Origin of the sequence: Brachybacterium sp. AOP43-C2-M15, assembly GCF_052446295.1 — a bacterium.
Classification (GTDB): Bacteria; Actinomycetota; Actinomycetes; order Actinomycetales; family Dermabacteraceae; genus Brachybacterium.
In genome coordinates this window covers 1-23,887 of sequence record NZ_JBQSWB010000005.1, presented here as the reverse complement: position 1 = coordinate 23,887, position 23,887 = coordinate 1, and the positions used below count along the sequence as shown (strand labels likewise).

General features: G+C 72.2%; 21 protein-coding genes. 7 read left to right on the top strand and 14 right to left on the bottom strand.

The genetic code is table 11. The annotated features are described in order from the left end of the window. The first annotated feature begins 7 nt into the window (after positions 1-7). Positions 8-1,861 (top strand): MDR family MFS transporter, encoded by a 1,854-nt coding sequence (locus tag ACT3SP_RS06620; protein WP_444586473.1) that lies wholly within the window; start codon positions 8-10, stop codon positions 1,859-1,861. Between the two features lie 107 nt (positions 1,862-1,968). Further along, entirely contained in the window at positions 1,969-3,063 is a 1,095-nt protein-coding gene (locus ACT3SP_RS06615) for a GNAT family N-acetyltransferase (RefSeq protein ID WP_444586472.1), read from the top strand. Positions 3,064-3,109: 46 nt separating this feature from the next. Here ACT3SP_RS06615 and guaA read toward each other — a convergent pair whose 3' ends face one another. From guaA to ACT3SP_RS06600, 3 genes are all read right to left on the bottom strand, one after another. Further along, positions 3,110-4,717: a glutamine-hydrolyzing GMP synthase gene (gene guaA, locus ACT3SP_RS06610; protein ID WP_444586471.1), complete on the bottom strand. Its 1,608-nt coding sequence runs from the start codon at positions 4,715-4,717 to the stop codon at positions 3,110-3,112. Positions 4,718-4,850: 133 nt separating this feature from the next. Continuing rightward, entirely contained in the window at positions 4,851-5,252 is a 402-nt protein-coding gene (locus ACT3SP_RS06605; protein WP_444586470.1) for a DUF3817 domain-containing protein, read from the bottom strand. 3 nt (positions 5,253-5,255) lie between these two features. Further along, on the bottom strand, positions 5,256-6,182 hold the full coding sequence (locus ACT3SP_RS06600; protein ID WP_444586469.1) for an SURF1 family protein: 927 nt from the start codon (positions 6,180-6,182) through the stop codon (positions 5,256-5,258). A 176-nt stretch (positions 6,183-6,358) separates the two neighbouring features. On the opposite strand from ACT3SP_RS06600, the gene pta reads away from it, so the two are divergent. Both pta and ACT3SP_RS06590 read left to right on the top strand, forming a co-directional pair. Next, the gene (gene pta / locus ACT3SP_RS06595; RefSeq protein ID WP_444586468.1) at positions 6,359-8,446 is read left to right on the top strand and encodes a phosphate acetyltransferase; all 2,088 of its coding nucleotides are present in this window, start codon (positions 6,359-6,361) and stop codon (positions 8,444-8,446) included. Between the two features lie 36 nt (positions 8,447-8,482). Beyond that, a complete protein-coding gene (locus ACT3SP_RS06590) occupies positions 8,483-9,706 on the top strand; it encodes an acetate kinase (protein ID WP_444586467.1) in 1,224 nt (407 codons plus the stop codon). A 22-nt stretch (positions 9,707-9,728) separates the two neighbouring features. On the opposite strand, the gene ACT3SP_RS06585 is transcribed toward ACT3SP_RS06590, so the two are convergent. The 5 genes from ACT3SP_RS06585 to ACT3SP_RS06565 all read right to left on the bottom strand — a co-directional run bounded on the left by ACT3SP_RS06585 (position 9,729) and on the right by ACT3SP_RS06565 (position 14,634). Further along, positions 9,729-10,400, bottom strand: coding sequence for a biliverdin-producing heme oxygenase (locus ACT3SP_RS06585; protein ID WP_444586466.1), 672 nt, complete (start codon positions 10,398-10,400; stop codon positions 9,729-9,731). Positions 10,401-10,753: 353 nt separating this feature from the next. Then, the gene (locus ACT3SP_RS06580) at positions 10,754-11,932 is read right to left on the bottom strand and encodes a hypothetical protein (RefSeq protein WP_444586465.1); all 1,179 of its coding nucleotides are present in this window, start codon (positions 11,930-11,932) and stop codon (positions 10,754-10,756) included. Between the two features lie 112 nt (positions 11,933-12,044). Further along, positions 12,045-12,518, bottom strand: coding sequence for a hypothetical protein (locus ACT3SP_RS06575; protein WP_444586464.1), 474 nt, complete (start codon positions 12,516-12,518; stop codon positions 12,045-12,047). Next, entirely contained in the window at positions 12,515-13,489 is a 975-nt protein-coding gene (locus ACT3SP_RS06570; protein WP_444586463.1) for a hypothetical protein, read from the bottom strand. Before ACT3SP_RS06570 ends, ACT3SP_RS06575 begins: the two co-directional genes overlap by 4 nt. A 35-nt stretch (positions 13,490-13,524) precedes the next feature. Further along, positions 13,525-14,634: a GuaB3 family IMP dehydrogenase-related protein gene (locus ACT3SP_RS06565; protein ID WP_444586462.1), complete on the bottom strand. Its 1,110-nt coding sequence runs from the start codon at positions 14,632-14,634 to the stop codon at positions 13,525-13,527. Positions 14,635-14,743: 109 nt separating this feature from the next. Between ACT3SP_RS06565 and ACT3SP_RS06560 the strand changes: the two genes are divergently transcribed. Next, the gene (locus ACT3SP_RS06560; RefSeq protein WP_444586461.1) at positions 14,744-15,367 is read left to right on the top strand and encodes a hypothetical protein; all 624 of its coding nucleotides are present in this window, start codon (positions 14,744-14,746) and stop codon (positions 15,365-15,367) included. A 111-nt stretch (positions 15,368-15,478) separates the two neighbouring features. Here the strand turns inward: ACT3SP_RS06560 and ACT3SP_RS06555 are convergent, their stop codons facing one another. Then, a complete protein-coding gene (locus tag ACT3SP_RS06555; protein WP_444586460.1) occupies positions 15,479-16,195 on the bottom strand; it encodes an exonuclease domain-containing protein in 717 nt (238 codons plus the stop codon). A gap of 138 nt (positions 16,196-16,333) precedes the next feature. Between ACT3SP_RS06555 and ACT3SP_RS06550 the strand changes: the two genes are divergently transcribed. Next, the gene (locus ACT3SP_RS06550; RefSeq protein WP_444586459.1) at positions 16,334-16,768 is read left to right on the top strand and encodes a VOC family protein; all 435 of its coding nucleotides are present in this window, start codon (positions 16,334-16,336) and stop codon (positions 16,766-16,768) included. Positions 16,769-16,868: 100 nt separating this feature from the next. Here ACT3SP_RS06550 and ACT3SP_RS06545 read toward each other — a convergent pair whose 3' ends face one another. After that, positions 16,869-17,516 carry a GNAT family N-acetyltransferase gene (locus ACT3SP_RS06545; protein WP_444586458.1) on the bottom strand — a complete coding sequence of 216 codons (648 nt, stop codon included), beginning with the start codon at positions 17,514-17,516 and terminating at the stop codon, positions 16,869-16,871. Positions 17,517-17,550: 34 nt separating this feature from the next. After that, positions 17,551-19,050 (bottom strand): IMP dehydrogenase, encoded by a 1,500-nt coding sequence (gene guaB, locus ACT3SP_RS06540; protein WP_444586457.1) that lies wholly within the window; start codon positions 19,048-19,050, stop codon positions 17,551-17,553. Between the two features lie 289 nt (positions 19,051-19,339). Between guaB and ACT3SP_RS06535 the strand changes: the two genes are divergently transcribed. Beyond that, positions 19,340-20,977 carry an inorganic phosphate transporter gene (locus ACT3SP_RS06535; protein WP_444586456.1) on the top strand — a complete coding sequence of 546 codons (1,638 nt, stop codon included), beginning with the start codon at positions 19,340-19,342 and terminating at the stop codon, positions 20,975-20,977. A gap of 19 nt (positions 20,978-20,996) precedes the next feature. Here the strand turns inward: ACT3SP_RS06535 and ACT3SP_RS06530 are convergent, their stop codons facing one another. The 3 genes from ACT3SP_RS06530 to ACT3SP_RS06520 form a co-directional block, all read right to left on the bottom strand. Beyond that, positions 20,997-21,794: a hypothetical protein gene (locus tag ACT3SP_RS06530; RefSeq protein WP_444586455.1), complete on the bottom strand. Its 798-nt coding sequence runs from the start codon at positions 21,792-21,794 to the stop codon at positions 20,997-20,999. A gap of 74 nt (positions 21,795-21,868) precedes the next feature. Next, on the bottom strand, positions 21,869-22,990 hold the full coding sequence (locus tag ACT3SP_RS06525) for a pseudouridine synthase (protein ID WP_444586454.1): 1,122 nt from the start codon (positions 22,988-22,990) through the stop codon (positions 21,869-21,871). Then, the gene (locus ACT3SP_RS06520) at positions 22,987-23,688 is read right to left on the bottom strand and encodes a hypothetical protein (RefSeq protein WP_444586453.1); all 702 of its coding nucleotides are present in this window, start codon (positions 23,686-23,688) and stop codon (positions 22,987-22,989) included. Before ACT3SP_RS06520 ends, ACT3SP_RS06525 begins: the two co-directional genes overlap by 4 nt. Positions 23,689-23,887: the final 199 nt, after the last annotated feature.

Here is a 23,887-nt window from a genome sequence, read left to right as displayed (position 1 = left end):
GAGCTCAGTGAGCACCACACAGTCCACCCCACCCGCCACCGCGCCTGCCGGCGCCACCGGACCCGCCGCCTTCACCGGCCTGGACCGTCAGGGCAAGCTCGTCTTCGTCGGCCTCATGCTCGGCATGTTCGTGGCCTCCCTCTCCCAGACCGTCGTCGGCCCCGCGATGCCGCGCATCGTCGCCGAGCTCGGCGGAGTGGAGCACTACAACTGGATCGCGACCGCCGCGATGCTGGTCTCGGCCGTGGCGGTGCCGGTGGTCGGCAAGCTCTCCGACCTCTACGGGCGTCGCTGGTTCTACCTCGGCGGCCTCGCCGTGTTCATGCTCGGCGCCGTCCTCGCGGGCCTGGCGCAGGGCTTCTGGTTCCTGGTCTTCGCCCGCGCCGTGCAGGGCCTCGGGATGGGCACCCTGATGCCGCTGTCGCAGACCATCATCGGCGACATCATCCCGCCCCGTCAGCGCGGCAAGTACCAGGGCATCATGGGCGCCGTCTTCGGCGTGACCTCCGTGGCCGGCCCGCTCATCGGCGGTGCCGTCACCGACCACCTGGGCTGGCGCTGGGCGTTCTTCCTCACCCTCCCCATCGGCGTGGCCGCCTTCGCCTTCATCCTGAGGTTCCTGCACCTGGAGAAGTCCGATCAGCACGGCAAGGTCGACTACGCGGGCATCCTCACCCTCACCCCCGGGCTGGTCATCGGCCTGCTCGCGACCACCTGGGGCGGCGGCGACTACGCCTGGACCTCCCCCGTGATCCTGGGGATGTACGCGATCGCAGCCCTGTTCCTCATCGCCTTCGTGGTCATCGAGACCAAGGTCGCCGAGCCGCTGCTGCCGCTGAAGCTCCTGCTGCGCCCGATCGTCGCCCTCTCGGTCGCCGCCTCCTTCGCGATCGCGGTCGCGATGTTCGGCGCGATCATCTACATCCCGGTCTACGCGCAGGGGGTGATGGGCGTCTCGGCCACCAACTCCGGGATGATCCTCGTCCCCCAGTCCGTGGCCATGATCCTCACCTCGATCGTGGTGGGGCTGCTGATCTCCCGCACCGGGCGCTACAAGCCGTTCCTGCTGCTGGGCGGCGTGGTGATGGTGATCGGCTACGGCCTGCTGGCGAGCCTGTCCTACGGCGACTCCCAGTGGCACCTCACCCTGGCGATGATCGTGATCGGCCTGGGCCTGGGCCTGTCGATGCAGGTGTACACCCTGGTGGTGCAGAACGCGGTCGCACGGCGCGAGCTGGGCACCGCGACCGCCGCGATCCAGTTCTTCCGCAACATCGGCTCGACCGTCGGCACCGCGGTGCTGGGCACCGTGATGACGGCCTCCATGAGCACCGCGATCCCGGCGAAGATCTCGGAGCTGCCCGCGGAGCAGCTCGCCACGCTGCAGGCCTCCGGGAGTGAGCTGGATGCGACCACGCTCGAGAACGCCGTGCTGGATCCCTCCGCCCTCGACCAGCTGCCCGCCTTCCTCGTGGAGCCGATCCGCAGCGGCATGAGCGATGCGATGCACTCGGTGTTCCTCGCCGCCGTGCCTTTCGCCGTCGCGGCACTGCTGCTCTCGCTGTTCATCAAGCACGTGCCGCTGCGTGAGACCGTCGAGACCGCCGAGGAGCAGACCACCCGGGCAGGGGTCGAGGCAGCCGCCGGGCTGGGCGGCACGGGCACCGAGCCGGAGGATCTCCACCCGCGCACCGGACCGATCCCCGTGGTCGGATCCGGTCAGGAGGGGACCCTGCTGGAGGACGACGCGCAGGACGACCTCGCGCAGGACGAGACGTCGGACCGCGCCGAGGACCTGATCGACGGGGCCCCGCAGCGGGCGGACGCCGATCGCGAGCCGGTCCCCGCCCCCGAGCGCTGACCCGGCCCGGACCCTCCGGACGACCCCCGACACCGCCTCCCGGCGTCGGGGGTCGCCCCATGCCCGCTCCGTCGGGGCTCCGCAGCCTCGCGTGAAAAGATGACCCCATGCTGCTGACCGATCACTTCCCGCCCCCGATGCCCGCACCCCTCCACGGTCTGCTGACCACGCGGGTGCCCATCGAGGCGGACGTCGCGCCGGTCACAGCACTCGCCACGGCGGCCCTGCGCCGCCACACCCCGGGCGCGACGGCCGACGAAGCCGCGCTGCGCTCCCGCCTGGTGGGCCTGAAGTCCTGGGCGCGACGGCAGGTGGTGGTGGTGCCTCTCGCCGAGGACGGCGGCCCGAGCGCCGACCGGCCCCCGATCGCGTGGATCGCCGTCGAGGACCGTGCCACCGGTCGCAGCGACGTCCAGTTCGAGATCGCGGCCGACGCCCCGGCGCGCGACGCGCTGGCCGCCTCCCTGCTGGACTGGGCGGTCGAGGTCGGAGGCTCCTTCGCGCGAGCCCGCGGGGTCGAGAGCACCCAGCTGGACACCGACACGAACGAGCTGGACACGGACAAGTCCCGGTTGCTCGGCGAGTCCGGGTACGAGATGGTCCGGACCTGGCTGCACATGCGCCGCCCCGTCGCCGCGGAGGAGGCGACGAGCCTTCCCGCCCCACGGGAAGGGACGCGGGTGCGTCCCGTCCACCGCCATGACTCCGGGCTGCCGGTCTCGCAGGACGTGCGCACCGTGCACCGGATGCTCGAGGAGTCCTTCGCGGACCACTTCAACTCCTATCGGGAGTCCTTCGCCGAGTTCGTCCAGCGCCTCATCGAGAGCCCGGAGGAGGCCGGCTGGGACCAGTGGTGGATCGCCGAGATCGAGCGGGACGGGCGGTGGCTGCCCGCCGGCGGCCTCGTCGCCGTGCCGACCGCCGCCACGGCGACCCGCGGCGAGGGCACCTATCTCGAGTACCTCGGGGTCCACCGCACCGCCCGCGGGCACGGCATCGCGAAGTCCCTGCTGCACACCGCGGTGAGCGACGCGGCCGAGCGGGGTCGCACCCACGTCGACCTCGAGGTCGACGCCGACTCCCCCACCGGCGCCGACGGCCTGTACTCGGCGATGGGATGGGAGACCTTCGAGCGCACGCAGTCCTGGCACTCCTCTGCGCCCTCGCACCCCTCGCGCCTGCTCGAGCCGCCGCCGGCCTGATCTCCGCACCACCCGCGGGCTGCGCGCAGGGCTCAGGCCGCCGCGGTCACTCCCATTCGATGGTCCCCGGGGGCTTCGAGGTGATGTCGAGGGTGACGCGGTTGATCTCGCTGACCTCGTTGGTGATGCGGGTGGAGATGCGCGAGAGCACGTCGTAGGGCACCTTGGCCCAGTCGGCGGTCATGGCGTCGTCGCTGGTGACCGGGCGCAGCACGATCGGATGGCCGTAGGTGCGCCCGTCACCCTGCACGCCCACGGAGCGCACGTCCGCCAGCAGCACCACCGGGCACTGCCAGATCGTGCGGTCCAGGCCCGCGGCGGTGAGCTCGGCGCGGGCGATCGCGTCGGCCTCACGGAGGATCTCCAACCGCTCGTGGGTGACCTCGCCGATGATGCGGATGCCGAGTCCGGGCCCCGGGAAGGGCTGGCGCCAGACGATGTCGTCCGGCAGACCCAGCTGGGAGCCGACGGCGCGGACCTCGTCCTTGAACAGGGTGCGCAGCGGCTCGACCAGCTCGAAGGAGAGGTCCTCGGGCAGCCCGCCCACGTTGTGGTGGCTCTTGATGTTCGCCGCGCCGTCCCCGCCCCCGGACTCGACCACGTCCGGATAGAGAGTGCCCTGGACGAGATACGCAGGAGAGGCGGCGCTGACGTGCGCGTCGGCGCCTTCGCCCTCCACGACGCCCTGCTCGCGCAGGATGTCGGCCTGGGCGCGCTCGAAGGTGCGGATGAACTCGCGGCCGATGATCTTGCGCTTGGCCTCGGGGTCGGTCACGCCCTCGAGGGCGGCGAGGAACTGCTGCTCGGCGTCGACCATGACCAGCTTCGCGCCGCCGGTCGAGTCGCCGAAGGCCTTCTCGATCTGTGCGGACTCGTCCTGGCGCATGAGGCCGTGGTTCACGTACACGCAGGTGAGGCGGTCGCCGATCGCGCGCTGCACGAGCGCGGCGGCCACCGCGGAGTCGACGCCTCCGGAGAGCGCGCAGATCGCGGAGCCCTCGCCGACCTGGGCACGGATCCGCTCGACCTGCTCCTCGATGACGTTGCCGGTGGTCCAGGTGGGCTCGATGCCGGCGCCGCGGTGGAGGAAGTTCTCGAGCACCTCCTGGCCGCGATCGGAGTGGCCCACCTCGGGGTGCCACTGCACCCCGTAGAGCTGCCTGTCGGTGTTCTCGAAGGCGGCGACAGGGCTCGCCGAGGAGGTCGCGACGACCGAGAAGCCGGTGGGAGCCGCGGTCACGGAATCGCCGTGGCTCATCCACACGTTCTGGTCGAGGTCCTGCGCGGCGAGCAGGCTCGAGGAACCGTCCACGCTGGCCAGGCGGGTGGCGCCGTACTCGCGCACGCCCGTCGGCGCGACGGTGCCGTCCAGGGCGGCGGCCATCGACTGGAAGCCGTAGCAGAGGCCGAGGACGGGCACGCCGGCCTCGAGCAGCGCCGGGTCCAGGCGCGGCGCGCCCTCGGCGTAGACGGAGCTGGGCCCGCCAGAGAGGATGATCGCGCGGGGCTGCTTGGCGAGGATCTGCTCCGTCGGCATCGAGTGCGGGACGATCTCGGAGTAGACCCGTGCCTCGCGCACGCGGCGGGCGATGAGCTGTGCGTACTGGGCGCCGAAGTCGACGACGAGGACGGGGCGCTGGTCGGTGTCGTTCACCCGGCCGAGTCTACGTGGCGGGCCGACGCCCGGGCGCTGCGGTCCGGCAGCGCGGGGCACGATCCTCGTCACGCCCGGACGCTGCGGCCCGGCCACGCCGTCCTGCGGCGCCGGAGCGCCGCGCGACGAGAGGTCAGCCGCGCGCGCCGTCCTGCAGGGTGGGCCGACGTTCGAGGTCAGACTCGACGGCCTGGTGGGTCCAGCGCTCGCCGAAGAAGGACAGCACCGGGATCACACCGAAGAGCATCAGCAGCAGCATCCGGGGCAGGGCCCAGCGCATCTTCATCCACAGGTCGAAACCGAGGACCACGTAGACCATGTAGATCAGGCCGTGGATCGGGGACCACACGGAGGAGACCTGCTCCCAGAACGGCGAGGTCGAGGTGAACCAGGCATCCCCGCCGTAGACGCCGTAGCGCATGCTCATGATCGCCACCAGGACCAGCAGGGCGATGCCCTCCACGATGGAGGCCACGCGGAAACGGGCGAAGGAGGTCCTGCAGGAGACTTCGTCGAGGGGGCGGGGAGCGGGCACGGGTCACACGTCCTTGTCGGGGGTAGGGCCGGCCGTCGGAGAGGCGGCCGGAGTGGAGGGGAGGCCGACGGCGGTCGGGGCCAGGGAGCGCTCAGCCCCGGCGTCGGAGGCGGCATGGGAGGTTCGGGCCGGATCGTCACCGGCGCCGCCGGGTTCCTCGGCGAGCATGGCCTTAATCGTCTCGCGGCGCTCGGCGATCTCGTCGAGGTGGGCGGCGCGCACGGACCGCCACCACAGGTACAGGAAGAAGACGCCGAACATGACCCACTGCAGCGAGTAGCCGATGTTCTGCCAGTCCAGACCGCGGGAGAACTCGGACTCCGCCGCAGGCAGCGGCCGCAGGCCACCGCTCGGCTCGCCGAGCGAGACGTAGCCGGCGTACATCGGGGAGCCCCATTCGTTGACCAGCAGCGGGGTCGAGATCTCGCCCACGGCGCCGCCGTTGACACCGCCCGAGGCGGCCTCGCTGGCCTCCAGCCGGCCGGAGATCTCGACCGTTCCCGTCGGGGGCGCGGGGGCGAGGTCGGGATCAAGCTGTCCGTCGGCCCCGGCGAGCTCCTCGGCGGGCATCCAGCCCCGCGCGACCGGGAGCCGCGCCTCGGTGCCGTCCTCGAGCTCGACGAGCAGCGCGGAGACGACGAGCACCGCGTCGGTGCCGTCGATGTTCCGCCCCGGCACGACGACCTGCTCCCCCGGCACGTAGCTGCCGTCGGCCGTGACGATGTCGCCGACGATCGCATTGGTCACGGGGTCGCCGACGCCGATCACCTGGCGGAGGTCGCCGAGCTGCTCGGAGCCGGCGGCCTTGTCCGTGATCGCGCGATGCGCGCGCTCCCACTGCCAGCTCGCGAGCAGACCGCACACGAGCGTCGCCACCACCATCAGGGCGAGCAGTCCCAGGAAGCGGGGACGGAGGGCGACGTGGAGCATGCCTCCATGGTACGAGCCGTGACCGGGGCGGCCCCTGGGCGGCGACCTCTCTCACACACCGGTCCGCGGCGCGTCTCACACCCCGGTCCGCGGCGCGGGCGCTCCCCGCGCCCTCGACCGGTATCGGGGACCGACGGTCCCGCCCCCCTCAGGAGCGGCGCGCCTATGCTGGGGGTGTGTCCCAGAGTGTGTATATCGCCAGCCCGGAGGGGATGACCGGCAAGTCGATGGTGGCGTTCGGTCTCCTCGAAGCCCTCGCCTCCCAGTCGGACCGTGTCGGGGTGTACCGCCCCGTGGTCAAGGCCGACCGGGCGCGCGACTACGCCGTCGACCTCCTCACCAGCCACCCCGCGGTCGAGCAGTCCTACGAGGACGCGATCGGGGTGGACCACCAGCTGGTGATCTCGGATCCCGACGCCGCGCACGAGCGGATCCTCGCCCGCCACCGTGAGCTCACCGAGCGGTACGCGGTGCTCGTGGTGCTCGGCTCGGACTACGACGATCTCGCCAATCCCACCGAGCTGTCGTTCAACGCCGAGGTCGCAGCCAACATGGGCGCTCCCGTGGTGATCGTGCTGTCCGGTCTGGATCGCAGCCCCGACCAGATCTCCGCGCTGGCCGCGGTCTCCGTCGGGGAGTTCGGCGGACACCACGCGCTGCCGATCGCGGTGGTCGTCAACCGTGCCGACCCCGAGTCGCTGGACGCGGTGCGCACGGCCGTCACGGCGAAGGTGCCCGACACCCTGGTCACCGCGATCCCCGAGAACCCCGTGATCATGGCGCCCACCGTGCAGGAGCTGAAGGACGCGGTCTCCGGCTCCCTGCTGCAGGGCAATCCCGAGTGGATGGACCGGGTGGCGATCGGCACCGTCGTCGCCGCGATGAGCCTGCCCAACGTCCTCTCGCGCCTGACCGAGAACTGCACCGTGATCGCTCCCGGCGACCGCTACGACCTGCTGCCGGGCCTGGTCATGGCGCAGCAGTCCGGCACCTTCCCCGCCCTGTCCTCGATCGTCCTGACCGGGGGCTATGACGTCCCGGAGGCGGTGGGCCGGCTGATCTCGGGCGTGCAGCAGGATCTGCCGATCATCACCACGGAGCTGTCCACCTTCGACACCGCCGTGCAGGTCGCGAAGTCCCGGGGCCGTCTCAACGTCGGCAGTCCGCAGAAGATGGACGCCGCGCGACGAGCCGTCGCCGAGCATCTGCCGGTTCCCGATCTGCTGGCGTCCCTCGAGGTGAGCCGCAGCGAGGTCGTCACCCCGATGATGTTCGAGTTCGAGCTGCTCGCCCGCGCCCGCGGGGAGAAGAAGACCATCGTCCTGCCCGAGGGGGACGACCCCCGGATCATCGCGGCCGCCGAGTCCATTCTCGCCCGGGGCGTCGCGGATCTCGTCCTGCTCGGCGAGGAGAACGGCATCCGGGCCCGCGCCTCCCAGCTCGGCCACGACATCTCCGAGGCGGTGGTGGTCTCCCCGCGCGACGAGGAGCACGTCGAGCGCTACGCCGCGGAGTACGCGCGACTGCGTGCGAAGAAGGGCGTCAGCCTCGAGCAGGCCCGGGAGAAGGTCCAGGACGTCTCCTACTTCGGCACCATGATGGTGCAGATGGGAGAGGCCGACGGGATGGTCTCCGGGGCCGTGCACTCCACCGCCCACACCATCCGCCCCTCCTTCGAGATCATCAAGACCAGGCCCGGCGCCAAGATCGTCTCCTCGGTGTTCCTGATGGCGCTCGAGGACCGTGTGCTGGTCTACGGCGACTGCGCCGTGAACCCGGATCCGACCGCCGAGCAGCTGGCGGACATCGCGGTGCAGTCCGCGGCGACCGCCGAGCAGTTCGGCGTGGACCCGCGGATCGCGATGCTCTCCTACTCGACCGGCACCTCCGGGACCGGTGCGGACGTCGACAAGGTCCGCGAGGCCACGGAGCTGGTCCGCGCGAGCTCCCCTCACCTCGACGTCGAGGGACCGATCCAGTACGACGCGGCCGTGGACGCGTCCGTGGCCAAGACCAAGCTGCCGGACTCCTCGGTGGCCGGTCGCGCGACCGTGTTCGTCTTCCCCGATCTGAACACGGGCAACAACACCTACAAAGCGGTGCAGCGCTCCGCCGGCGCGATCGCGATCGGCCCCGTCCTGCAGGGCCTGAACAAGCCGGTCAACGACCTCTCCCGCGGCGCCCTGGTGGACGACATCATCAACACCGTCGTCATCACCGCGATCCAGGCACAGGCCGAGCCGTCCGCGGCCGGCGGCGTCTGACGCCCTCCCCGACCCAGCGATCAGGAGCACACCCCCATGGCAGACCCCCAGGCCCCCCGCGTCCTCGTCATCAACTCCGGCTCCTCGTCGCTGAAGTTCCAGCTGCTGGCCCCGGCCGACGGCTCGGTCGACGCGACCGGCATCGTCGAGCGCGTCGGGCAGGACATGGGCAGCGCGAAGATCACGGCCGGGGAGCAGGAGTCGACCTTCCAGGGTCCGGTGCCGGACCACAGGGAGGCGATGCGGATCGTCGAGCAGCTCGTCGAGGAGGTCGGTCTCTCGCTGTCCGACGAGCGCATCCGCGCCGTCGGCCACCGGGTGGTGCAGGGCGGCGCCCGCTACTCGGAGCCGGTGCTCATCGACGAGCAGGTGCGCTGGGACATCAATGACCTCGGCAAGCTCGCCCCGCTGCACAACTACGCCGCGGTCGAGGGGATCGACGGCGCCACGGCACTGCTGCCGGACGTGCCCCACGTGGCGGTGTTCGACACCGCCTTCTTCACCGCTCTGCCCGAGGCGGCGTCGACCTATGCGCTGAACCGGGAGTTCGCGGAGCGGCACCGGGTCAAGCGCTACGGCGCCCACGGCACCAGTCACCAGTTCGTCTCCGAGGCGGTCTCCGCGCATCTGGCCGCCGACGGGCGCGATGTCTCGGACCTGCGCCAGATCGTGCTGCACCTGGGCAACGGCGCCTCCGCCTCGGCGGTGCGCGGCGGCTCCCCGGTGGAGACCTCCATGGGGCTCACCCCGCTCGAAGGGCTCGTGATGGGCACCCGCACGGGGGACATCGACCCGTCGATCTACCTCCACCTCCACCGCCAGGCGGGGCTCAGCGCGGAGGAGATCGACACCCTTTTGAACAGGCGCTCGGGCATGATCGGCCTGTGCGGGATGAGCGATTTCCGCGACATCACCGCTGCTGTGGAGGCCGGGGACGAGACCGCGACCCTCGCGACGGACGTGTACGTGCACCGTCTGCGCAAGTACCTGGGCTCCTACAGCTTCGTGCTCGGAGGGCTGGACGTCATCGCCTTCACCGCCGGCATCGGGGAGAACGTGCCGATGGTGCGTGAGCGGCTGCTCACGGGGCTCGAGGGCTTCGGCATCGAGCTCGACCTCGAGGCCAACGCCGCCCGAGGAGCGGGCGCGCGCGTGATCTCGACCCCGGAGTCGAGGGTCCTGGTGATGATCGTGCCCACTGACGAGGAGCTCTCGATCGCCCGCCAGGCCGCCGAGGTCGCGCGCGACGCGCAGGGGTGACCCGGGGCGAGGCCTCCGCGCTTCAGCGGTCCAGCGCTGCGAACAGCTCGCCGGCGAGCTCGTAACCGAGCTTCGTCTCCGCGAGGAACTCCTCGCGCACCGCGGGGTCGGTGATCCCGTCCAGCTGCTCGCGGTAGCCGTCCTTGACCCTCTTCGGCGCGTCGATCCCGCTGAAGTCCCACATGGTCAGCTGCTCGCGCGGCACCTGGTAGTGGCGGGCGACGAGGGCACCGATCGCCTGTCCGCCCGAGAGGTCGCCGAGGTAGCGCAGGTAGTGATGGGCCAGGAGCTGCGGCACGGTCGCCTCGCGGATGCGTCGTGCGTAGCGTTCGGTGATCGGCAGGGGCGCGTCGATCTCGGGGCCCTCGCCGAAGCGGGCGGCGAGATCATGGCGGATCGCGGCGGCGCGCGCGAGGCGGGGGTCGTGGAAGGACGCGGCGAGGGCGTCCGACGCCGCGGCCGCCTCGATCGCCTGCTCGAGCGCCTCGTACACCGGCAGGTACTGGGCGAGCAGACGCCAGTAGTCCTCCTCCGTCAGCTCCCCGCCCATGAGCCGCGTGATGAATCCGCGGCTCTCGGCCTCGGAGTGCTCCGTCCTCGTGGCTTCCCGCAGCAGGGCCGAGAAGCGCGCGGGCGCGTCGGGCACGGCCGAGTCGTCGGTCGAGTCGTGGGTCGGCGTGATGGCGATCGCCATAGAGACCTCCTCGTGCCGCCGTCGGAACGGGCGGCGTCGGCGTGGATCGATCAGAGAGGCCACTGCGAGCGACTTTCCTGACGCGCTGTCAGCTCAAATATGAGGTTCGCGGGAGGGTCGCGCAAGGCCTCGTGCGACGGAGTCCTGCCTCCAGGAGCGTTCAGCGATCCTGACACCGTCCGTCCGACACCGAGAGACCCTGCTGCGACCTGGCCTTCCAGAGCTGAAGGTGATGACCTGTGAGGAGCCGCACAGTCCGGAGGCGGCTCTCGGCCCTCGGCTCAGCGATCGGCGATCGGCGATCGGCGATCGTCCCGGATCTCGCCGGGCCTCCCGGTCCGGCCTGCAGTCGGTCATGGCCTGCGTGCGCCCTCCGTACCCTCCGTGCCGTTGCGATCCTCGGCGCCGCGCCTGTCCTCCTCGCCGTCCCGGTCCTCCTCTCCGCCTCCGCCCTCGTCACCGAGGATCGACGTGCCGCTTTCGTAGACCGAGGTGGCGGTGGAGCCCGCGTAGACCGAGGTCGGGGTGTAGACGGAGGACGAGCTCGCGTACGAGGCGCTCAGCGGATCGGAGTCCCCGGAACGCGTCGTCTCGGGCCCGTCGGGATCGTCACCGTCGGGGGTGGCGTCGCTGGGCGCAGTCCATTGCCTCTCCCGCCCGGGCCCGGGCTCGTCCGCCGCTGGGGATCCGTCCTGCGCGGGCGGCTCCGCCGGGTGGTCGACGGCGGTGAGATCCGTGGGGGTGAACACCGTGCTCAGGGAGAGCGGCTCCGACTCCGAGCTCGACGCCGGCTCCCGCTCCGGCTCTGGCTCCAGCTCCGGCTCCGACGTGGGCTCTGGCTTGGGCTCTGGTTCCGGCGCTGGCTCTGGCTTGGGCTCCAGCTCCGGCGAAGGCTCCGCGCTCCTGGCGCTCGAGGCCTCCTCCGCCACAGGCTTCCGCACTGTCGAGTCGGCGCTCGGCTCGTCCACCGGGGCCTCGTCCGCGTCGGCCGAGCCCGGGTCGCTGCTGCCCGTGCTCGCCGCAGAGGCCGCCGCCGCAGCAGCGAGGAACCCCGTCGCCGACATCTCATCGGTGAGCGGCTCCTGCGCCGCACGGCCCGTCGTCGGCGCCCCGCCCGTCGGCGCCGCGGCACCCGCCGGATCCTCACGGGAAGCGGAGCTGCGGTACCGCATCACCAGCGGGGCCGGCCGCTCGCGCTCCCTCCGCCTCTCCTCGTCCCCCGCCTGCGCCGAGTCCGGCGCACCGTCCCGCGCGGCGGTCTCCTCGGCAGGCCGCTCCTCGCGCCGCGGGGAGGGCTCCACCCGCACCCGCGGCGAGGCGCGCCGAGGCGGCTCGGCGGAGGTCTTCTCCCACGGAGCGGGAGCGTCCCGCTCCCACGGGGGCGACGAGGTCCGCGGCGAGGGACGTGCGCGCGGGGACGAGCTTCCTCCGCCCTTGCGCGACGAGCCGGTGGAGCCATCGTCCTTCCCGAGCTTGATCACGACCTGGACCACAAGGATCACCACGATGATGATCAGGAACAGGAATTCCATGAGCGCCCTCCCCCGGTCGCCGCCTCTGGAGGCACATTGTGCCAGCAGAGGAGCCCGAGCGCCGCGCCTCCCGCGGTTCGCGGGCCATCGAGCCACGGCTCGGGGCCTGCGCTCAGGGGCGGCGTCCCTCCCGCAGGATCCGGAGCGCCTCGGCCATCCCGGTCCCGTGCGCGCGCTTCCACGCGGCGTCGTCATGGGCCCAGCCCTCGTCCCATTCGAGGCCGAGCGCCCGCGCCGCCTGCTCCCGCTCGGCCGGGCCGAGATCGGTGATCTCGCCGATCGGTATCCGCAGCGGGGCGTCGGGCGAACCGTGGCCGGATCCCGTTCCGGTGGCTCGCGCCGTGCCGATCCGCAGCAGCACCCAGGACCCCCACAGCACCAGGAACAGCGCGATGACCAGGCTCGGCATGCCGCTGGCGGGATCGGTCCAGGACGGGATGAGGAACCGCAGCAGATCCCACCGCAGTCTCCAGTGGAAGAAGGGCGAGAGCAGCCAGAGCGCGAGCAGGAACGAGACCACGAAGATCGGGATGGCCGCCGCGACGGCATCGGTCCAGGCATACGGCCTGCGCGGACGATGTCTCATCGCGCACCTCCCTCGTCGTGCGCGTCCGCCTCGCCGATCCGGGCCTCGTCCTCGAGACCGATCCGTCCCTCGTCCTCGAGACCGATCCGCTGCCCACCGTCCCCGAGGGCCGAGGGAGCCGACGAGTAGAGCTGGGTGGAGCTGTAGACGGAGCCGACGGGAGCGACACCGACAGGATCCGTGCCGGCAGGATCGACAGGGGCGGGATCGGCAGCCTCAGGATCGGCGGGGCCAGGCTCGACGCCGACGGGATCCGCCACGGTCCTCGTGACCTCGGGGGCCGACCCCCGCGGCTCCCCCTCCTCGCCCCCGCCGCGCACCGGCTCCTGCGGGGCGAGAGCGCGCCGTGACGCCTCGTCCCGCCGGGCCTCCGCCCCGGTCCCCGGGGCGGACTGCTCGTCCCTCTCCTCCAGCGCCCAGAGCAGGTCCAGCAGCACGCGCGCTCCCCCGGGGCTCTCGTAGTCCTCGTGCCAGCGCATCCTGTGCGCCTCGGCGTGATGGGAGAGCTGCCGGGGCGTGCGCACGATCTCCCCGGTCAGGGACGAGTCATCCCCGACGAGTCGGCCGTCGCGCAGACGGCGGATCTCCTCGGCGGGCGTGTCCGCGGAGCCGTCCTGCCCGATGCCCGGCGCGGTGGGCCCCCACCGCTGCGTGCGCGCGGCGCGCCACCAGGGCAGGACGACCAGCAGCAGCACGACGGCGAGCACCAGCGCCACGAAGAACCAGCGCCACACCAGGTACCCGATGTCCAGGGGCAGGCCCAGGGCCTGGGTGGTCTCATCGCCGAGCGTGGCCAGGCGGATCCTCACGAGCCACGCCGCCGAGAGGACGGCGGCGCCGGCTCCCGGCAGCGGGAGGAGGAGCAGCAGCAGGCTGATCGCGGCGAGGACGCCGCCGACGACGGCCTTGGCGCGCGGAGTCAGACCGCGGCGGCCGGTGCTGTCCGTGGACTCGATCCCCGGTGACGCCATCGCCTCGCCTGCTCCTGTGCTGTCGCGCCGACGGGTCAGACGGTCGTGACGACTTCGATGCGCTGGAAGTCCTTGAGCTCGGTGTACCCGGTCGTGGCCATCGCGTGGCGCAGGGCGCCGACGAGGTTGGTGGTGCCGTCGGCGGCGATGGAGGGGCCGAACAGGATCTGCTCGAGCGAGCCGACGGTGCCCACCTGCACGCGGTGGCCGCGGATCAGCGTCGGGTGGTGCGCCTCGCTCCCCCAGTGGCGACCGCGTCCCGGGGCCTCCTCGGCACGGGCGAGCGCGGCGCCGACCATCAGACCGTCCGCGCCGCAGGCGATCGCCTTGACGAGATCGCCGGAGCGTCCCAGGCCGCCATCGGCGATCACGTGGACGTAGCGTCCGCCGGACTCGTCCATGTAGTCGCGGCGGGCAGCGGCGACGTCCGCCACAGCACTCGCGAGCGGCACGGTGATCCCCAGGGTCTCCTGCGTGGTCTGGGAGGCGCCGCCTCCGAAGCCGACGAGGACCCCCGCCGCGCCGGTGCGCATCAGATGCAGGGCGGCGGTGTAGGTGGCGCAGCCGCCGACGATCACCGGGACGTCGAGCTCGTAGATGAAACGCTTGAGGTTCAGCGGCTCACGACCGGTGGAGACGTGCTCGGCGGAGACGGTGGTGCCCCGGATGAAGAAGAGGTCCACGCCCGCGTCGACGACGGTCTTCCAGTGCTCCTGGGTGCGCTGCGGGGACAGCGACCCGGCGGCGGTCACGCCCGCGTCGCGCAGCTGCTGGATGCGGTCGCGGATCAGCTCGGGCTTGACGGGCTCGGCGTAGATCTCGCGCATCAGGTCCACGACCTCCGCGTCGGAGGCGGTGGCGATGCGGTCGAACTGCGAGGTGGGGTCCTCGTAGCGGGTCCACAGGCCCTCGAGGTCCAGCACGCCGAGGCCGCCATGGCGACCCATCGCGATCGCCGTCTCCGGGGACATCAGCGAGTCCATGGGGGCCGCGAAGATCGGGATGTCGAAGTGGTAGGCGTCCACCTGCCACGAGGTGGAGACGTCCTCCGGGTCCCGGGTGCGCCGGGAGGGCACCACCGCCACGTCGTCGAAGCTGTAGCTGCGGCGGCCCCGCTTGTTGCGTCCGATCTCGATCTCGCTCATCACATCGGGGAGTCTACCGTCGGCACCGCACCGCACCGCACCGCACCGCACCGAACCGGCCCACGCTCTCTCGCGGCCCGGCGGGCGCGACCCGGGCTACCGTGGGCCGATGACCGCTGAGCGCACCCCCGGCTCCGACCCCGGGCGCGCGCACGACCGACCGCCGGAGCACCTCCCGCGCCTCGACGCCGACGGGAAGCCCGTGGACGAGGCGAGGGACGCCTCCGGGAGCGCGGAGGGCCCTGGTGCCGGTCGGATGCCGGGGCCGTCCCCGTTGCCGCCGGTCCTGCTCGCCGTGACGGGCGCGGCTCTCACCGTCTGGCAGCTGGCGGAGCTCCTCCGTGCCGTGCCCGCGCAGGGGCAGGCGCTGCCGATGACGGGCCTGGTGCTCGCCGCCGCGGTCGCCCTCGGCGGCTTCTCCATGGCCCGGGTGCTGCAGCTGCTGCGTCTCGCCGCCGCGCACCGACGCCGCCGCCTGCACGGCGAGGAGACGGCGGAGGCGCCACGGCCGCTCGCCGACGCGCACTCGCTGCATGCGATCTGGGTGGTCGGCGTCGGGGGCTCGATCTCCCTGATGGGACTGCTCGGGGTGTGGTCGCTGCTCGACGGGCGCCCCTCCGGTCTCGAGCCCGGCTGGCCCCTGCTGCTGATCGGCGCAGCGGTCGCGCTGGTGGCCCACCTGGCCGCGCAGCGCACGACCGCCTGCTGGGAGGGACCGGCGCGCGGATTCTGAGCGCGCGTCGGACCCGAGCGCCGACGGCATCGGGAGCCGAGGGGCTCGCGCCCGCCGGCCGACCGCCCCTGCCGGCCCTTGCCGGCGACCGGGCCGCAGCCGACGGAGGGCTCAGAGCGGCCAGACGGTGTTCACGTCCGGGGTCTTCCCCTTCTTGGTCAGCCACTCGTTCATGCCCTCGGCCCAGCGCCTGTGCCAGCCCGTCTGCTCGCGGTGGAGGTCCTCGAGGGAGGAGGCGGCGACCTTGGGATACTTGGCGGCGATCGCCCGCAGCACGTCGAGGGTCGCGGAGACGTCCACGTCCGCGGTGTGGAGCCGGCCGTCCTGCTCGAGCCCGTAGTGCGCGAGCACGTCGGTCAGGGTGCGCTTGCCCTTCCGGTAGCGGTCCACCCCGCGGTCCACCACGAGAGCGTCGATCACGGGGGCGATGTCGTGGCCGAGGCGCTGGCTGAGGGTGGGCAGCCCCAGACGGGTCAGCTCGTTCTCGAGGATCGCGAGGTCGAAGCTGATGTTGAAGGCGACCAGCGGGACGTCCTTCGCGAGCGAGTCGGCGATCATCGCGGCGACCTCGTCGAGGGCCTCGGCGGCCTTCATGCCGTGCTCCCGGGCGTGCTCGGTGCTGATCCCGTGGACCCGCTGCGCGGGTTCGGGGATGTCGACCTCGGGATCGATGAGCCAGGTCGCGACGGTCTCGTTCTCCCGGCCCGGGCCCACCGAGTGCACGAGGGCCACGGTGACGATCCGGTCCGAGGCCACGTTCGTGCCGGTGGTCTCGGTGTCGAAACCGAGCAGGGGGGCGTCGGTCCAGGAGGGGGTGCTCGCGCTCATGGCCTCAGCTTAGGGGCAGGGCCCGACGCTCCGTGCGGCGAGGTCGTGCGGTGTGGACAGCGGCGGGGCGGCGAGGAATGATCGCCGCAGCACCGTTCCCGCGCCGCGGGGACCACGGCCGGCCCGCGAGGAGATCCGATGCCCGCACCATCCCTGTACCTGCACCTGCCCGGCACGGCCGCCGAGGCCCTCGAGTTCTACCGCGACGTGTTCGGCGGCTCTGTCGAGCAGTTCACCTACGCGCAGTTCGAGCGCACCGACGGTCCCGGCGCCGCCATCGCGCACGGCGTGCTCAGCGGAAAGGTGGACCTGTACGTCTCCGACGCCGGGGAGCACGACGAGCCGTTCGCCGCCCGCGGACTCATGGTCGCCCTGCTGGGCGCGGCCGAGCCGACGACGCTGCGTACCTGGTTCGCGTCCCTCGCCGAGGGCGGCGAGGTGGTCGAGGACCTGCGGACCCGCCCCTGGGGCGCCTCCGACGGGCAGGTGCGCGACCGTTTCGGGGTGCTGTGGCTGATCGGCTACGAGCACGGCACCGACGCGGCGGCCCAGGCCGCGTCCACCGCCGACTGACCGCCGGCGCGCGGCCCCTCAGCGCTGCGCGACGCCCGGCGCCGTGGTGCCCAGCGGCGACCTGGATCCGGCGACCCGGATGCGGCGAGCTCCGGGCTGCTCACCGGTCCTGCGCCGCCGCGGCGTCGTCGCCCCGTCGATGCCGTGCCGGGTCCCGGACCAGGCGGATCATCGAGGTGGTGCCGTCCGCGAAGGGCGCCCGGTGGACGGTCTCGTACCCGAGGTGCTGGTAGAAGTCGACGTTGTGGGGGTCGGTGGTCTCGAGCCAGGTCGGCTCGCCGAGCAGCTCGTGCCCCGCGCGCACCAGGGCGCGCCCGATCCCGCGCTCGCGATGCTCGGCGAGCACCCCGAGCGTCGCGAGGTACGCGCCCTCGGCGGCAGGGGCTCCCTCGCGAGCCTCCGCGAACTGATGCCCGAAGGCCGCGTACCGCGAGCCGCCCAGCAGGATCGGCGGCAGATCACGGGCGGCGGGGAGCGTCGACGCCCGCTCCATGCCCTCCGGGATCCACAGCGCCGCTCCCACGATCTCTCCGTCGACCCTCGCGTGGTGGGCCGCACCGTGGCGGATCAGCTGCTCCACCTGGCCGGAGAAGAACAGCGCGATCCGGCTGAGCCGCTCGGCACAGTCCTCGGGGAAGAGCCATCGCAGCATCGGGTCGTCGCTCAGGGAGCGAGCGATCACCGTGCGGACCTGCGGGACGTCGGTCATCGCCGCGGGGGCGATGCGCACCGCGCCGTGAGCTGTCATCTCCTCGGCCTCTCCGGTCCCCTGCGGGCCCTGCTCAGTGCGAGCTGTAGTTCGGGGCCTCCATGATCGCCGCCATGTCGTGGGGGTGGGACTCCTTGAGCCCGGCCGAGGTGATGCGCACGAACTGGCCGCGCTCCTTCAGCTCGGGCACCGTGTTCGCCCCCACGTAGAACATCGACTGGTGCAGCCCGCCCACGAGCTGATGGACCACGGAGCCCAGCTGCCCCTTGTAGGAGACGCGGCCCTCGATGCCCTCGGGGACGATCTTGTCGTCGCTGGGGACGTCGGCCTGGAAGTAGCGGTCCTTGGAGAAGGACTTCTTGCCGCGGGAGGACATCGCGCCGAGCGAGCCCATGCCGCGGTAGGCCTTGTACTGCTTGCCGCCCACCAGCACGACCTCGCCCGGGGACTCCTCGGTGCCCGCCAGCAGGGAACCCACCATGACGGTGTCCGCGCCCGCGACCAGGGCCTTGGCGATGTCGCCCGAGTACTGCAGCCCGCCGTCGCCGATCAGCGGCACCCCGGCGGGACCGCAGGCCTGGGCGGCCTCGTGGATCGCGGTGATCTGCGGGACGCCCACGCCGGCGACCACCCGTGTGGTGCAGATCGAGCCCGGGCCCACACCGACCTTGACCGCGTCGGCCCCGGCGTCGACGAGGGCCTGCGCCCCCGCGCGGGTGGCGACGTTGCCGCCGATCACCTGGACGTCGGCGAAGTACGGATCGGACTTGATGGTCCGGATCGCCTCGAGCGCCAGTCGGGCATGACCGTTGGCGGTGTCGACCACGAGCACGTCGACGCCCGCCTCGCGCAGAGCCCCGGCGCGCTCGAGGGAGTCGCCGAAGAATCCGACGCCCGCACCGACGAGGAGCCGACCCTGCCCGTCCTTGGACGCATCCGGGAACTGCTCGGACTTCACGAAGTCCTTCACCGTGATCAGCCCGGTCAGGCGGCCCTCGCCGTCGATCAGCGGCAGCCGCTCGCGCTTGTTCTTCCGCAGCAGGGCGGTGGCCTGCTCGGGGGTGACGTCCTCGGGAGCGGTGAACAGCTCGGTGGTCATGACGTCGGCGACCTTGGTGCTGGACCACTCCGCGACGGGGATGAACCGCAGGTCGCGGTTGGTGCAGATGCCGAGCAGGCGCTGATCGTCATCGACCACGGGCAGGCCCGAGACACGGAACTGACCGCACAGGTCGTCGAAGCCCTCGAGCGTGGCGTCCGGACCGATGGTGACCGGATTGGTGATGCGTCCGGTCTGGGTGCGCTTGACCAGGTCCACCTGATGGGCCTGATCCTCGATGGAGAGGTTGCGGTGCAGGATGCCGATCCCGCCGTGACGGGCCATCGCGATCGCCATCCGGGATTCGGTGACGGTGTCCATCGCCGCGCTCGCCAGCGGGATCCGCAGGGAGATCTCCCGGGTGAGGCGACTGGCCGTGTCCGCCTCGGAGGGGATCACGTCCGTCTCCCCGGGCAGGAGAAGCACGTCGTCGTAGGTGAGTCCGATGAAACCGAAGGGATCCGCGCTCGTCATGCACCGATGGTAGCGGCGTGCGGGCCGCTCGTGCTGTCTCGCCCGCCACAGCCCGGACGATCTCTCACGCCCGTGACCAGCACCGACTCGATCCGTGGGCTGGCTCACGCGTGACGATCGCACAACGAGCGGTGGATCACGTCCGTGGATCGGCGCAGGTCGCGGCACCGGATGTTCGCCACATGTTCACAGTCGCGCCCCTTGACCGCCTAGAGTGGCGGCGGCCCTTGTCGGGGAACCGTTCGCCGTGCGCACCGGGCCCCTCCTCCTCACCTCCGGGAAGCTGACGATGCCAGGATCGACCTCTCAGAAGCCCTCCGGGACTCCCGCCTCCGCCGGGTTCCTCGGACCAGATCGGAACTGGCACCTCGGTGCCGGGCTGATGACCCTCGCGACCGTGGTCGCCTTCACCATCTGGTCCTTCTCCCACACGGGCACGGACGTCAACGCGCTGCTGCTCATCCTCGCGATCGCGTTCGGCCTGTTCATGGCCTTCAACATCGGCGGCAACGACGTCGCGAACTCCTTCGGCACCAGCGTCGGAGCGGGAACGCTGACCATGAAGCAGGCGCTCGTGGTCGCCGCGGTCTTCGAGGTCTCCGGTGCGGTGCTCGCCGGAGGGTCCGTCACCGAGACCGTGCGCAGCGGCATCGTGGACATCGACGGCATGCACGTCGACCCCCTCTCCTTCGCGCTCATCATGATGTCCGCCCTGCTCGGTGCCGCCGTGTGGCTGATGCTCGCCACCCGGATGGGCTGGCCCGTCTCGACCACGCACGCGATCATCGGCGGCATCGTCGGTGCGGCGGTGACCACGGGCGTGGTGACGGGCTCGGGCGGCTTCGGCATGGTCCAGTGGGGGGAGATCGGGAAGATCGCGGTCTCCTGGGTCCTCTCCCCCCTGCTCGGAGGCATCGCCTCGTTCCTGCTCTTCGGGGCGATCAAGCGGCACATCCTCGGCCCGGCCGCCCGTGCGATCGCGCTGGGCTCGCGCGGGTTCGACGACGCCGAGGACGACGAGGACGAGGACGAGGAGGACGAGGAGGACCAGCGCCACGTCGCGGGCTACGAGCGCGTGTCGGAGCTGCAGCAGTCCGCCTTCGCGGAGTCCGCGGCCCTCGACCTCACCCCCGGGAGCCCGGGAGCGGAGCTGGCCGAGCAGGCGGCGGAGCTGTCGAAGAAGGAGCGCAAGGCCGCCCGCAAGGTCGAGCGCAAGGCGGCCTACTACGCGCTCGAGAAGCGCGTCCCGCCGCTCGCCGCAGGAGCGTCGGTGCTGCTGGCGGCGATGCTGGTGTTCAAGGGACTGGACAACGTCGGGCTGAACATCTCCGTGGGCGGCGGCGTGCTGATGCTGACCATGCTGGCGCTGGGGGTGTGGATGGCCACGACTGTGTTCGCCCGCGCGCTCAAGAAGCAGTCGATCTCCCGCGCGACCTTCATCATGTTCAGCTGGATGCAGGTCTTCACCGCCTGCGCCTTCGCCTTCAGCCATGGCGCGAACGACATCGCCAACGCGATCGGTCCGTTCGCGGCCGTGCTCGACGTGCTGAAGACCGGGGAGATCTCCGCCGAGGCCGCGGTCCCGACGGCGGCCCTGGTGGCCTTCGGCATCGCCCTGATCTCGGGTCTGTGGTTCGTGGGTCGCCGCGTGATCCACACGGTGGGCACCGGGCTGACCTCGATGCACCCGTCCTCCGGCTTCGCCGCCGAGCTCGCCGCCGCGACGATCGTCCTGCTCGCCTCGGTGCTCGGCCTTCCCGTTTCCTCCACGCACATCCTCATCGGTGCGGTCCTGGGGGTGGGGATCGTGAACCACGCGGCGAACTGGAAGCTCATGAAGCCGATCTTCCTGGCCTGGATCATCACCCTGCCGGCGGCCGCCGCGATCGGCGCGGTCGTGGTCCTGGTGCTGCGCGCCATCTTCTGAGGCGTGCCGTCGTGCCCGCTCAGGGCGCGGGGTCACCGTCCCGCCGCCGCTCCCGGCCGCCGAGCACCCGCCGCACCCGGTCGAACTCGGCCTGGAACGCCGCCTCGTCGTGCTCGTACTCCTCGCGCCAGGGCATCCCGAGGCGATCGGCGAGCTCACGATGGCTCCGCGCGAGTCGGAGCCGTCGGTTCTCGCGCACCAGCTCGGCGCGCGGCGGGGCGGGCGTGAGCCCGACCGACGCCTGCAGGACGCGCAGGCCGTCGAAGGACTCCCCGTCCCATCCCACCCCCGGAACCACCCACTGCCGCACGGACCCGTCGCCGCCGCGCGCTCGGTCCGCCGCCCCGACCGCGTCGCGCAGCCCGATCAGAGCCATCCCGCCCCGCTCGGCCTCGCCGACGGCGTAGTCGACCTGGGACAGCACCGCGCTGTCGACGCTCCGCAGCCCCCGGCGCAGCGAGATCCGTCCGTTCCGCTCGTCCAGCAGCACCACCCGATGGGTGAGCAGCAGCGGCACCAGGGCCCACAGCGAGAACAGCACCCACAGGGCGAGAGCCCCGAGCAGCAGCTGCGTCCAGGCAGGAGCGAGGAGGTCCTCGAGCAGCCCGTCCTGGCCCGACCGCAGCCGCGAGGAGCGCCACTGCTGGAGCCCGGCGCCGGCGAAGGGGCTCAGCAGCACCGACACCAGCGGGAGGCCGATGAGCGCTCCGGGCAGGAAGCGCGCCCGGACCGTGGGGCCCACGATCACGGAGCCGCCACGGGTGCGGCGCGGCGCGGGAGGCGAGGCGTCGGGGGCGGGGGTGCGGGCGGCGTTCACCGCCTCAGGGTACGAGAACCCGCTGTCCCCGGTTCCGCGGCACCGGGCCTCCCGGGAGCGCTGTCCGGTCCTCGTCATACGGTCCCGCCGACGCCCGGGCCGGCGCCCGTGCCGATCCCCGTGCCTCTGCCGATCCCCGGGCCCCTGCCGAGTTCCTGGCCGCTGCGGAACTCCCGCCGCGCTCCGGTGAACGGATCGACGAAGGCGAGTCCGCGGGCGAGCAGCTGCAGCGGCAGCCCTTCGGGCCAGAGCTCCGGCGCGGGGCGAGCCCGCGGCGCGGGCCAGTACAGGTCCTCCCCCAGGATCGGGGCGCCGCGGTCGGCGAGCTGGGCGCGCAGCTGATGCGTACGGCCGGTCCGCGGTCGCAGCCGCACCCGCAGCGCGTCGCCCCCGAGCTCGACGTCGCTCTCGGGCGGCCCGGCGGGTCCGGCGCCGTCGCCCACGGCCCGTTCGGTGCTGAGCACCTCGAGGGCGGTCTCGGCGTTCGGCTCCCCCGGCAGCACCCGCGCGGTCATCTCACCGCGCCTCTTGATCAGGTGGTCCCGCATCAGCAGCCGCTGACCCGGCGTCGTCGGCAGCGAGGCTCCCGGCCCGGGCAGCACGCGCGCCTCGTACTCCTTGTCGACCTGGCCGCGGGCGAACAGCTGCTGATAGGCAGATCGCTCCTCGGGTCGGATCCCGAAGGCCAGCACGCCGGCAGTGCGCCGGTCCAGGCGGTGCAGAGGAACCAGCGCAGCGATCCCGGTGGCCCGGCGCAGCCGCACCAGAGCGCTGGAGAGCACGTGGATCCCGCGCGGCATGGTGGCCATGTCGTGGGGCTTGTCGATCACCAGCAGATGCTCGTCCTGGTGCAGGATCCGCAGCTCCGCCGGGGGCACGTCCTCCGCGCGCAGCTCCCGGTGGAACCAGAGCTCGTCACCGGGTGCCACGAGGGCGTCGGCCGCCCAGGGGCGACCCTCGGCATCGACGACCTCCCCCGCGGCGAAGCGGCGCACGAGCGGGGTCGCGGCGGGGTCGAGGAGGGCGGGGAAGCGCTCCGCCAGCGCGTCGAGGGCGGCGCGCCCGTCGGGCTCCCCGCTCGTGCCGTCCCCGGGCGGCACCCGCCAGCGCATGGCGTCCAGACCGTCCCGCTGCGGCAGCGGCGGCGGGGGCCGCCGTGCGCGCCGCCGTGCGGCGCGTCCGGGGCGCGGGCTCACAGCCCCCATACGATGAAGGTCAGCAGGTTGTGGCCGAGGTAGAAGGCGAGCAGGGCGACCAGCAGCAGGTTGGGGTGACGGTCCACGAAGCTCATCGCCTGCGGCACCTGGCGTCGGAGCTCGACGGGGGTGATCGCGTCGATGTGCTCGATCCCGACGCCGGCCTCGCGGGCGCGCTGCAGGGCCATCTCCTGGGCGCGCGAGCCGAAGAACCGGCTGGAGACCGCCAGGATCCGCCGCCCCGATCGGTCCATCACGTACACCCCGTCGTACGCGGTCTCGGAGGCGTCGAGCATCTCCGCCGGGGTGTACCCGCGGTCGATGTCGCGGACGGCGATGACCGTGCCGACCTCGTCCCAGCGCGCCGCCCGGGTGCGACGGAACAGGCTCCGCAGCTCGAAACCGGTCTCGTGGATCTGCAGCCAGGACGTGATCACCCGCAGGCACACCACGGTCACCAGCGCGGCCATCGCCGCCCAGACGATGAGCGGCAGGGTGAACACGAGGTCGTGCATCATCTCGGGGTGCCTCCACAGCCTCTGGCCGATGAAGCTGATGATGACGAGGAACTCGAGGACCACCAGGAAGATGAGGGCGACCACGAGCGTCCCGACCACGACGGTGGCGGGCGGTCCGTAGGTGCGCGTCGGAAGATCCCCGTCGCTCGCCGTGGACGCGGTGTCCGGCGTACTGATCACCACTGCTCCTCCGGCTGTCGATCCTGTGTGACACAGCCCATCCTATGCCGCCGGCAGACGGTCGAGGATCGACGCGCCGGTCCCTGGACGCGGCCCGGGGACCGTCTGCGACCAGCGGAGATGACAGCCGCTCCGGGACAGGGCACGGGGCGGAGCGCGGGGACGAGGACGGCCCCGGGACTCTCGCCGGAGCTGACAC

Coding starts and splice junctions, on each gene's coding strand:
- ACT3SP_RS06555 (WP_444586460.1), bottom strand. CDS start 16,195: ATGAGCGCGAGCACCCCCTCCTGGACCGACGCCCCCCTGCTCGGTTTC.
- ACT3SP_RS06565 (WP_444586462.1), bottom strand. CDS start 14,634: ATGAGCGAGATCGAGATCGGACGCAACAAGCGGGGCCGCCGCAGCTAC.
- ACT3SP_RS06550 (WP_444586459.1), top strand. CDS start 16,334: ATGCCCGCACCATCCCTGTACCTGCACCTGCCCGGCACGGCCGCCGAG.
- guaB (WP_444586457.1), bottom strand. CDS start 19,050: ATGACGAGCGCGGATCCCTTCGGTTTCATCGGACTCACCTACGACGAC.
- ACT3SP_RS06590 (WP_444586467.1), top strand. CDS start 8,483: ATGGCAGACCCCCAGGCCCCCCGCGTCCTCGTCATCAACTCCGGCTCC.
- ACT3SP_RS06570 (WP_444586463.1), bottom strand. CDS start 13,489: ATGGCGTCACCGGGGATCGAGTCCACGGACAGCACCGGCCGCCGCGGT.
- ACT3SP_RS06580 (WP_444586465.1), bottom strand. CDS start 11,932: ATGGAATTCCTGTTCCTGATCATCATCGTGGTGATCCTTGTGGTCCAG.
- ACT3SP_RS06600 (WP_444586469.1), bottom strand. CDS start 6,182: ATGCTCCACGTCGCCCTCCGTCCCCGCTTCCTGGGACTGCTCGCCCTG.
- ACT3SP_RS06560 (WP_444586461.1), top strand. CDS start 14,744: ATGACCGCTGAGCGCACCCCCGGCTCCGACCCCGGGCGCGCGCACGAC.
- ACT3SP_RS06585 (WP_444586466.1), bottom strand. CDS start 10,400: ATGGCGATCGCCATCACGCCGACCCACGACTCGACCGACGACTCGGCC.
- ACT3SP_RS06535 (WP_444586456.1), top strand. CDS start 19,340: ATGCCAGGATCGACCTCTCAGAAGCCCTCCGGGACTCCCGCCTCCGCC.
- ACT3SP_RS06545 (WP_444586458.1), bottom strand. CDS start 17,516: ATGACAGCTCACGGCGCGGTGCGCATCGCCCCCGCGGCGATGACCGAC.
- ACT3SP_RS06615 (WP_444586472.1), top strand. CDS start 1,969: ATGCTGCTGACCGATCACTTCCCGCCCCCGATGCCCGCACCCCTCCAC.
- ACT3SP_RS06575 (WP_444586464.1), bottom strand. CDS start 12,518: ATGAGACATCGTCCGCGCAGGCCGTATGCCTGGACCGATGCCGTCGCG.